This is a genomic window from Mesorhizobium sp. M6A.T.Ce.TU.002.03.1.1 (assembly GCF_003997275.1).
GTDB classification, from domain to species: domain Bacteria; phylum Pseudomonadota; class Alphaproteobacteria; order Rhizobiales; family Rhizobiaceae; genus Mesorhizobium; species Mesorhizobium mediterraneum.
In genome coordinates, this window is the sequence record NZ_RZTI01000191.1 from 1 (window position 1) to 8,340 (window position 8,340).

7 protein-coding genes and 1 pseudogene are annotated in these 8,340 nt (G+C 62.6%); 3 read left to right on the forward strand and 5 right to left on the reverse strand.

All coding sequences use genetic code 11. From position 1 onward, the window contains the following. The 3 genes from EOC93_RS31265 to EOC93_RS31275 all read right to left on the reverse strand — a co-directional run. A partial coding sequence (locus EOC93_RS31265) for an AMP-binding protein (protein WP_164759352.1) occupies positions 1 to 385 on the reverse strand: 385 nt, incomplete at its 3' end. Positions 386 to 652: 267 nt separating this feature from the next. Continuing rightward, positions 653 to 934, reverse strand: a complete 282-nt coding sequence (locus tag EOC93_RS31270) for a hypothetical protein (protein WP_164759353.1) — start codon at positions 932 to 934, stop codon at positions 653 to 655. 184 nt (positions 935 to 1,118) lie between these two features. After that, positions 1,119 to 1,976: a 3-keto-5-aminohexanoate cleavage protein gene (locus EOC93_RS31275; RefSeq protein WP_245329850.1), complete on the reverse strand. Its 858-nt coding sequence runs from the start codon at positions 1,974 to 1,976 to the stop codon at positions 1,119 to 1,121. A gap of 93 nt (positions 1,977 to 2,069) precedes the next feature. Here EOC93_RS31275 and EOC93_RS31280 point away from each other — a divergent pair, with 93 nt between their 5' ends. Continuing rightward, the gene (locus EOC93_RS31280; RefSeq protein ID WP_095485551.1) at positions 2,070 to 3,392 is read left to right on the forward strand and encodes an aspartate aminotransferase family protein; all 1,323 of its coding nucleotides are present in this window, start codon (positions 2,070 to 2,072) and stop codon (positions 3,390 to 3,392) included. 12 nt (positions 3,393 to 3,404) lie between these two features. Here the strand turns inward: EOC93_RS31280 and EOC93_RS31285 are convergent, their stop codons facing one another. Next, the gene (locus EOC93_RS31285; protein WP_158302553.1) at positions 3,405 to 4,277 is read right to left on the reverse strand and encodes a MurR/RpiR family transcriptional regulator; all 873 of its coding nucleotides are present in this window, start codon (positions 4,275 to 4,277) and stop codon (positions 3,405 to 3,407) included. 117 nt (positions 4,278 to 4,394) lie between these two features. On the opposite strand from EOC93_RS31285, the gene EOC93_RS31290 reads away from it, so the two are divergent. Further along, positions 4,395 to 5,378, forward strand: coding sequence for a TAXI family TRAP transporter solute-binding subunit (locus EOC93_RS31290; protein WP_095485192.1), 984 nt, complete (start codon positions 4,395 to 4,397; stop codon positions 5,376 to 5,378). Positions 5,379 to 5,543: 165 nt separating this feature from the next. Continuing rightward, positions 5,544 to 8,045: a TRAP transporter permease gene (locus EOC93_RS31295; protein WP_164759354.1), complete on the forward strand. Its 2,502-nt coding sequence runs from the start codon at positions 5,544 to 5,546 to the stop codon at positions 8,043 to 8,045. Between the two features lie 46 nt (positions 8,046 to 8,091). Here the strand turns inward: EOC93_RS31295 and EOC93_RS31300 are convergent. Continuing rightward, positions 8,092 to 8,340 (reverse strand): annotated as a pseudogene (locus EOC93_RS31300) (L-idonate 5-dehydrogenase); the annotation flags it as partial.

The window sequence follows — 8,340 nt, forward strand, 5'->3', positions numbered from 1 at the left end:
GCCCAATCGCCATGCTCGCCAGCATGGCCACAGGATACCAGGCCGAGTTGGCCTGAAGGATCCCGATCGCCTGCCCGTTGGGAACGACGGCCGCAATTCGGTGGGACAGCATCTCGACGGCCTGGAAAAGCTGGGAATACGTCAAACGGGTGGTGCCGTCGCTGATCGCGAGCTTGTCGGGATATTGGCTGGTGATGCTTCTCAGGTGGTCGAAGACGGCAACATTCGCAAAATCGGCGCCCATCCGTTGATAAGGGTGCAGTACAGGACCGCCCTGATCAAGTGCGTATTCCGGGACGTTTGACCATTTACGGGTGTCCGCTGGCTGACAATCCGCCCGTAGATCCAGACGCGCCTTTTCTGATCCCAAATATGCCGGAGACATGAGCTGCCCACGCTAAGATTAAGGTCACTTATCGCCCCCGGCCGAAATCTTTTCATCGATCATTCTGATGAAGCCGCGATCTTCGCCAAATGGCCGCGTTTGCGCCCTTTGGCTGTCATTCCTTGCTGCGAAGGCGTCGCGCCGAGGGAAGGACCGCGCCTGGCGTACCGACCAGCGCAACCGGTATTGGCTCCGTGGTGTTCACGGTTCTGGCGATATCGGTAAATCTGCGCGCTACAGCGAGGTGCAAAGACCAGTGGTTTGCGCTTACCCGGCTCTCTGGTCAGCTTTTTGGGCTTTTCTTGATTTATTCAGTGTTTTTCTCGGGCCATGCCCGCTGGTGTCGGAGTCTCCGTCGGAGACAAAGCAGTATGCAAAGATATGGCCCCGATTCTCGTCGGTTACTCGGATCCAATCCTTTTCCCACGTTCGCAGGGTAACATGTCGATTTGTCGACATGGCGGCGGCTTTAAAAGGGCTCGGCGCGTTGACGATACGCACCGAAATCACGTCATCGCCCTCCATTTGTTCGACGAGGTACGTCTGCATGAAGGTCTCCCCAGCCACCACAACCTTAACGTCGGCCAGACAGTTCGGTTGCAGCGTAGCAGAGAGATTTTTGACAAGTGTGACGAACCGTCGAGGCCGCAGCCGGGCCGCTCCGAGAACGCGGTTCTTCAAACCGCCTCAAAATCTGTCTGCGGAGCGCGCACGACCGTAAACCTGAGCAAAGCTAGCGTTGGATCGACCAGGCGGCGCGCAGGTCGTCGGCTTGGGCGGCCCGGACGCCGCAAGCGGTCAGAGCGCATTTGGTTGCGGTTACGAGCGCGGCATTGTCCCTGGCGGTTGTGCCGTCGGCGAGAGTAAAATTGTTCTCGAAGCCGACGCGGACATGGCCGCCCAGCAGCGCACCGGCCGCAACGCAGGCGGTTTCTTCCCGACCGAAGGCGCAGACCATCCAGTGCGCAAAGCGCGGACGATCATGCGCAAGGAAGGGAAGCAGGTCAGTCGGCCGCGAAACCTGTCCTGGCGTGTAGCGGCCGAGCACATAGAGCACCGGAATGTCGTCGAAAGGCACCAGCCCCCGTTGTTGCATGGCGTCTAGGGCCGACGCCTCTTCCGGCGCGTAGAGGATCATCTGAGGGGCGATCCGCTCGCCCTTCAACCACCACAGGAACTCGGCGAAAGCGGTCTCATGGGCGGCGTCTGGCACCAGCTCGCGCAGCGCCAGCGAAACCGCCTCGGGGCGGGTAGCGCGCACCACCGCCATCTGCTCGGCCGGTTGGTATTGGCCGACCGCTTCGCTGGTGATCTGGATGATCAACCGCTCGCCCACCGCATCACGTATCGCTTTCGTCGTCTCGCGATAGGCGTGCGCGTCGAGCAAATGGCCGCCGTCGCGATCGCGGACATGGGCATGGATCATGGCGGCGCCCGCCTCGAGGCAGGCGGCGGCGGTCCGAGCCAATTCCCGGGGGCCGATCGGCAGGGCAGGGTGGTCTCCCTTGCCACGCCGTCCACCATTCGGCGCAACGGCGATCGCAGTGGGCGCTACGAGTCCGGGGCCGGTCATGTCCCTATCGACAGTCATAGACGCAGTCCAATTGTTTCACCATTGCACGCTCTGTAACATATGTTGCATGATAGTTCGCTCCAAATCGCGCCACCGTCAATCGAGGAAAGCATGACACACATCCTGCATCGCCAGATCCATGCGACCCTGCCCGTCGCGGCTGGCGGCAAGGGTATCGAACTCTTGGACCGCGATGGCCGCGCCTATATCGACGCGTCGGGCGGCGCGGCGGTTTCCTGCCTCGGCCACGGCCATCCCGACGTGACGGCTGCGCTTCACGCACAGGCCGACAAGCTCGCTTATGCCCATACCAGCTTCTTCACCAATGAGCCGGCCGAGGCATTGGCCGACAAACTCGTCGCCGGCGCGCCGCAAGGCATAAGCCACGTTTATTTCGTGTCTGGCGGCTCCGAGGCGGTGGAGGCGTCGCTCAAGATGGCACGGCAGTTTTTCGTCGAGACTGGCAGGCCCGAGCGGCGAAACGTCATCGCCCGCCGTCAGAGCTATCACGGCAACACGCTTGGCGCCCTCGCTGCCGGGGGCAATGAGTGGCGCCGCGCCCAATTCCGCCCGTTGCTGATCGACACGCATCATATCGACCCATGCTATGCCTACCGCTACCAGAAAGCCGGTGAGAGCGAGGAGGCCTACGGCCTACGTGCTGCCCAGGCGCTAGAGGACAAAATTCTCGAACTCGGTCCGGACACTGTCATGGCCTTCGTGGCAGAACCTGTCGTTGGCGCGACAGCAGGGGCGGTGCCCGCCGTTCCCGGCTATTTCAGACGCATCCGCGAAATCTGTGACCGCGCCGGAGTGCTCCTCATCCTCGACGAGGTGATGTGCGGCATGGGCCGCACCGGCACGCTGCACGCCTGTGAGCAGGACAGCGTCGCGCCCGACCTGATGACAATCGCCAAAGGCCTCGGCGGAGGCTACCAGCCCATTGGCGCGGTGCTGCTTTCGCGCCGCATCTTCGAGGCTTTCGCCGAAGGCTCCGGCTTCTTCCAGCACGGCCACACCTATATGTGCCACCCGATGGCGTGCGCGGCAGCACTTGCCGTCCAGGAAGTCATCGAGCGGGACAGGTTGCTCGACAACGTCAAGGCGATGGGCGCCGATCTCGCCCGGCGCCTCGGCGAGCGCTTTTCCAACCACGCCCACGTTGGCGACATCCGCGGCCGTGGCCTCTTCATGGGGCTTGAGCTGGTCGAAGACCGTTCGTCGAAGGAGCCGTTCGATCCGAACCGCAAATTAAATGCTCGCGTCAAGCGCGAGGCGATGGCGCGCGGCCTGCTCGTCTATCCCGCGGGAGGCACGATCGACGGCCTGCGCGGCGATCATGTGCTGCTTGCGCCGCCCTTCATCATAGACGCCGCAGCAATCGACGCGGTTGTCGAACGGCTCGGCGACGCGATAGACGCTGCGTTGGCCTAGCGCCAGCGCTCCTCATTCCGGCAGATAGGCCCCGAACGCCTGTAACTCCAGTTCCGTCTCTCTGACACGAGCCGCGGCGGCCGTCCCGCTGCGCGCCAGCATCGTTGCAGCCAGCGCTTCCACGATAGCCATAGCTGCGGTCACCGACGGGAAGAAGGAGGGGCTGTCGGTAGAGAAACGCAAGGTAACGTCGGCATGCCGCGCGATCGGAGCAGCCATGCTGTCGGCGATCGCGACAATCGGGACGCTGTGTCGTTGTGCAGCCTCCACCACCGGCCCGAGTTCACGCGAATAAGGCAAAAAGCCGATCGCGACGACCGCGTCCCTCTTTCCGAGCGCTGCGAGTTCCGCCTCGATCGCACCGCCGTCGCCGCCGAGCAGCGTGATCTCGCGCCGAAACATCCGGCAGAGATAGACGAGCGCGTGGGCAGGCGCACGGCAGCTTCGGAACCCGGCGACGCGTATGTGCTGCGCATTCTCCAGTATCACGCAAGCCCTTGCGATTTCTTCGCTGCCGTTGAACGATTCGGCCGCCGCCAGATTGGCCACCGTCGTCCTCAGCGATTCCGCGAAGATCGCCTCCGACCCGCGCTTGACAAGCGCATCGGCCCTCGCCGCGAAAGGCGCCTTGCCGAAGCGCAACCGGTCCTCGAACGGCTTGCGCAGCGCCGCCCAGTCGCCAAAGCCTAGCCGCCGCGCCAGCCGCACGAAGGTCGTCGGTGTCACCTCTGATCGCGAGGCCAGCACCCGCATGGAAACCAGCGCCACCTCATCGGGATGATCGACCAGGAATCGCGCCGCCTTGCGCAGTTCTGAGCTCAGTTCGGGGAGTTCGGATAGTATGCGTGCCAGAAGCGCGTCGAAACCCATCTCCCGCTTATCCATTGTAACAAGCATTTCCCTTGATTGATAAAGCGCAACAATCGTAGCATGCATTGACGTGCCCTGACACTAAAACACCGGACGGCCGCGACGGCACGCAAAGTACCAAGGGAGAACCAGATGAAACATGCCCGGACTGCACGCCTCGGAGCGCAGATCGCCGCCTTGTCGGCCGCGCTGCTGTTTTCGGCCAGCGCAATGGCGCAGCAGAATTTCGTTACCATCGGGACCGGTGGCGTCACCGGCGTCTACTATGCCGCCGGCGGTGCTATCTGCCGCCTGCTCAACAAGGATCGCAAGACACACGGCATCCGCTGCTCGGTCGAATCGACCGGCGGATCGGCATTCAACGTGAACACGATCAAGGAAGGCGAACTCGACTTCGGCATGGCGCAGTCCGACGTCCAGTACAACGCTTTCAAAGGCCAGGAATCATTCAAGGACGGTGGCGCTCATACCGATCTGCGCGCGGTTTTCTCGATCCATCCGGAGCCGTTCACGGTCCTGGCGCATCCGAATGCCGGCGTGACGAAATTCGAGGACTTCAAGGGCAAGCGCTTCAACGTCGGCAATCCCGGTTCCGGAACGCGCTCTTCCATGGAACGTCTGCTCGGTGCGATGGGCTGGACGTTGGCCGACTTTTCGCTCGCATCGGAGTTGAAGGCCGACGAGCACGGCCCGGCGCTCTGCGACGGCAAGATCGACGGATTCTTCTACGGCGTCGGCCATCCTTCGGCTAACATCCAGGATCCGACGACCACCTGCGGTGCCAAGCTCGTGCCGTTAACTGGAGAAGTGGTGGACAAGCTCGTTGCCGAGAATCCTTACTATGCCAAGGCGATCATTCCGGGCGGCCTTTACGCAAACAATCCCGACGACACCGGGACTTTCGGTGTGCTCGCCACGCTGGTCACTTCGGCCAAGGTTCCCGATGAGAGCGTCTATCAATTGACCAGGGCGGTGTTCGAGAATTTCGACGAGTTCAAGTCGCTGCATCCGGCCTTCGCCAATCTCGATCCGGCCAAGATGGTGTCGGAGGGGAATTCCGCGCCGCTGCATCCGGGCGCTGAAAAATACTTCAAGGAAAAGGGCTGGCTGAAGTAGGCTTCGTGATCTGACGACAGTCCGGCGGGTCCCGTGGACCCGCCGGGGCCATCCGCAACAGGAGGCGTCATGAGCGAAGTGAAGGAACAACCGGCCAGCGTCGATCTCGAAGAGCTCGAACAACTTGTCGCGGAGGCCGATACGGGTGGCCGGCATCCGGGCGGAATAGTCGCTCGAATCCTGCTCTGGGTTGCAGTTGCGTGGTCGCTTTTCCAGCTCTGGTATGCTTCGCCTTTGCCGTTCGTGTTCGGCTTCGGCATCCTCAATGACACGGAAGCGCGCGCCATCCATCTCGGCTTCGCGCTGTTCTTGACCTTCCTCGCCTATCCGGCGCTGAGATCCTCGCCCCGCGATCGCGTGCCAGTGCTCGACTGGGTGCTGGCCGTGGTGGGCGGATTCGCCGGCGCCTACCTCTTTCTCTTTTACGTCCAGCTTTCCGGACGGCCGGGCCAGCCGACCACGCTCGATCTCGTCACCGGCACCGTTGGCATCCTGTTGCTCCTCGAGGCGACGCGCCGCGCGCTCGGCCTTCCGATGGTGGTCGTGGCGTGTGTCTTCATCTTCTACACCTTTGCCGGCCAGTACATGCCGGACGTGATCCAGCATCGCGGCGCTTCGCTCAACAAGTTTCTAAACCATCAATGGCTGACCACCGAAGGCGTCTTCGGAATCGCGCTTGGCGTGTCGACGAGCTTCGTCTTTCTCTTCGTCCTGTTCGGCACGCTTTTGGAGAAGGCAGGCGCCGGCAACTGGATGATGCAGATCTCCATCGCGCTGCTCGGCCATTTGCGCGGTGGTCCGGCAAAGGTCGCCGTGGTCTCATCGGCCCTCAACGGCGTAGTGTCCGGCTCGTCCGTCTCCAATGTGGTGTCGGGCGGCATCTTCACCATCCCGCTGATGAAGCGCACCGGCCTTTCCGGTGTCAAGGCGGGCGCCATCGAGGCCGCGGCCTCGATCAACGGCCAGATTATGCCGCCGGTCATGGGTGCGGCCGCCTTCCTGATGGTCGAGTACGTTGGCATTCCCTATTCGGAGATCGTCAAGCACGCGCTGTTGCCGGCGGTTTTTTCCTACATAGCACTGCTCTACATGGTTCACCTCGAAGCGATAAAGATGGACCTGAAGACGATCCCGCAGCGTCCGACGCCGGCAAGAGAACGAATGCTGCGGATGGGGCTGGGACTGTCGGGCAGCATTCTCGCCGTCTGTATCGTCTATTACGGCATTGTTGCTATCCAGGCTGTCTTGGGCGGGACCGCGCCGCCGGTGCTCGCAGTCGCTGGCGTGGCTCTCTACGTCGCCTCCGTCTGGTATTCCTCCCGCTATCCGGATCTCGCGCTCGACGACCCGAACGCGCCGATCCTGGAACTGCCGCGCGCCTGGGACGTCACGCGGACCGGGCTCGATTTCCTGATCCCGATCGCCGTGCTTCTGTGGTGCCTGATGGTCGAGCAGATGTCGCCTGGCCTCTCGGCATTCTGGGCAACGGTCTCGATCCTCGGTATTGTCGCCACCCGCAAGCCGCTGATGGCGGTATTTCGTAAAGAAAACCTCGTCGCCTCGGTGCGTGCTGCCTGGGACGACCTGATCGACGGGCTGGCGCTCGGCGCCCGCAACATGATCGGCATCGGTATCGCCACGGCCACCGCCGGCATCGTCGTCGGCACGATCACGCTGACCGGTCTCGGCCTGATGATGACGGAGCTCGTCGAGTTAATCTCCGGCGGCAACGTCATCCTGATGCTGATCCTCATCGCAGCGATCAGCCTTGTGCTCGGCATGGGTATCCCGACCACCGCAAACTACATCCTGGTCGCCACGCTGATGGCGCCGGTCGTGGTCGATCTCGGTGCGCAGGCCGGATTGCCAATCCCGTTGATCGCTGTCCACCTGTTCGTCTTTTACTTCGGTATCATGGCGGATATCACTCCGCCCGTCGGGCTGGCGGCCTTCGCGGCGGCGGCGATTTCCAAGGAAGATCCGATCGCCACCGGTTTCCAGGGCGCGCTCTATTCGCTGCGTACCGCGATCCTGCCCTTCGTCTTCATCTTCAACCCGGCGATCCTGCTGATCGGAGTCGACACCTGGCCTCAAACGATCTGGGTGGCGACGGTCTCATTGATCGCCATCCTGCTTTTTTCGGCCGCGACCATGAACTGGTTCGTGACGAAAAGCCGTCTGTGGGAAAGTGCCGCCCTGCTTCTCATCTGCTTCACGCTGTTTCGGCCGGACTGGTGGCTCAACCAGGTGTCGCCGCCTTACGAGGAATTGCCGGCGAGCGAGTTCCTGTCGGCAGTCGGGCAGGCGCCGGCCGACGGCCGCATCAATTTCGTCGTCGAGGGTGTCGACCTCATGGGCGAAGATGTACGCAAGACCGTCAACGTGCCGCTCGGCGAGCCGGGCGAGCCGCTGGAGCGGCTGCGCGGCATCGGTCTTACCATCACGCAAGCGGGCGACGCGCTGATGATCAGCAATGTCGATTTCGGATCCTACGCCAAGCGCATCGGGCTGGATGTCGGATATGACGTGGTGGCGGTGCTCAGAAAGGCCGACCAGCCGTCGAGCCTCATTCCAATCGGCCTGGCGCTTGCTGCGACCGCCGGCGTTGCGGCTCTGCAGTTTGCGCGAGCCCGCAAGCAGGCGGAGGTAGGCGGGGCGACTGGCTAAGTCTGGAACGGTTGACAACAGCTGGCGGCAGGCGCCGGGAAAAACCTCAGTCGGCGGTCAGGACAACCTTGACGCTCTGCGAGCGGTCGGCGGCCAGGCGAAACGCGTCGCGTGCCGAGGAAAGGGGGCGTTCCGCGGTCACCAGCTTCAGGACGTCTATGTCGCCGCCGACGATGAGATCGACCGCCTGGTTGAATTCTGCGCCGAAGCGGAACGTGCCCTTCAGGTCGATTTCCTTGGCCATCAGCGCATTGGCCGCCACCGGGATCTGACCACCCGGAAGATTGCCGACCTG